The sequence below is a fragment of the Pseudarthrobacter sp. fls2-241-R2A-168 genome, assembly GCF_030209335.1.
GTDB lineage: Bacteria > Actinomycetota > Actinomycetes > Actinomycetales > Micrococcaceae > Arthrobacter.
The window spans coordinates 1-1068 of sequence record NZ_JARVSG010000048.1; the positions used below are offsets into that span (position 1 = coordinate 1).

At 54.1% G+C, this 1068-nt stretch carries 1 rRNA gene; it reads left to right on the forward strand.

Annotated features, from left to right (window positions below):
• Positions 1-487 (forward strand): 16S ribosomal RNA (locus QRN11_RS21410); the annotation flags it as partial.
• Positions 488-1068 lie beyond the last annotated feature (581 nt).

The following is a 1068-nucleotide window of genomic DNA, read 5'->3' on the forward strand; positions in this document are numbered from 1 at the left end:
GTCGTCAGCTCGTGTCGTGAGATGTTGGGTTAAGTCCCGCAACGAGCGCAACCCTCGTTCTATGTTGCCAGCACGTGATGGTGGGGACTCATAGGAGACTGCCGGGGTCAACTCGGAGGAAGGTGGGGACGACGTCAAATCATCATGCCCCTTATGTCTTGGGCTTCACGCATGCTACAATGGCCGGTACAAAGGGTTGCGATACTGTGAGGTGGAGCTAATCCCAAAAAGCCGGTCTCAGTTCGGATTGGGGTCTGCAACTCGACCCCATGAAGTCGGAGTCGCTAGTAATCGCAGATCAGCAACGCTGCGGTGAATACGTTCCCGGGCCTTGTACACACCGCCCGTCAAGTCACGAAAGTTGGTAACACCCGAAGCCGGTGGCCTAACCCCTTGTGGGAGGGAGCTGTCGAAGGTGGGACTGGCGATTGGGACTAAGTCGTAACAAGGTAGCCGTACCGGAAGGTGCGGCTGGATCACCTCCTTTCTAAGGAGCACCTACAAACTGATCCGCCCGTTGAATTGCGGGAGGGAAAGTTTGTCAGGAGTATATGCCCGTTGCGCAGACGCAAGTTCTGCGGCGGGTGCTCAAGGGTGGAATATCAACGGATAGGTGCCTGGTGGCTGTTACCGGTTGTTAGTACGGATGCTTGTTTCTTCTTTTGGGGAGGGGCGGTGTTCGGGAAAGCGTGCCGGTGGGTGGTTGTTGGGTAGTGTTTGGCACACTGTTGGGTCCTGAGGCAACAGGGCCGGGGGTTGCTGCGGCTTTTGGTCGTGGTGGTGTTCCGGGTTTGTTTGTTTCTGGTTTTCCTGGCTGCATCGAGCGCGCACGTAGGTGTGTGGGGTGTGTGGTTTGGGGTTGTTGTTTGAGAACTACATAGTGGACGCGAGCATCTTTTATAAGAAGCAATTTCCAAGAATATGAACCTGGATCTGGCTGCGCGTGATGGTTACTGGCTCCTTTTTGGGGTTGGTGGTTGTTGTGTGTGGTTGGTTTTCGTGGTTCTCTCGTGAATTAGTTTTTTGATCTTTTGTGGTCAAGTTTTTAAGAGCACACGGTGGATGCCT